Origin of the sequence: Halomonas gemina (assembly GCF_023554995.1) — a bacterium.
Classification (GTDB): Bacteria; Pseudomonadota; Gammaproteobacteria; order Pseudomonadales; family Halomonadaceae; genus Halomonas; species Halomonas gemina.
Window position 1 is genome coordinate 1 of the sequence record NZ_JAMJPK010000047.1, and the last position, 255, is coordinate 255.

Genomic DNA, 255 nt, shown 5'->3' on the forward strand with positions numbered 1-255 from the left:
TCTCCCAGCACGTCCATGGCACCGACAACGCCCGCTGCCTGATCTCGCTGGCGCTGGCCTGCGGCCAGACCGGCCGTCCCGGCACCGGCCTGCATCCGCTGCGTGGCCAGAACAACGTCCAGGGGGCGTCGGATGCGGGCATGATCCCCATGGTGCTGCCCGACTACCAGCCGGTCACCGACGCCCAGGTGCGTGCCGCCTTCGAGGAGCTATGGAACACCCCGCTCGAGGAAACGCCGGGGCTCACCGTGGTCG

General features: G+C 70.6%; 1 protein-coding gene. It reads left to right on the top strand.

Annotated elements, in window-relative coordinates; all coding sequences use genetic code 11:
- Positions 1–255: molybdopterin-dependent oxidoreductase (locus M8009_RS18995; RefSeq protein WP_250064042.1), on the top strand; the 255-nt coding region annotated here is incomplete at both ends.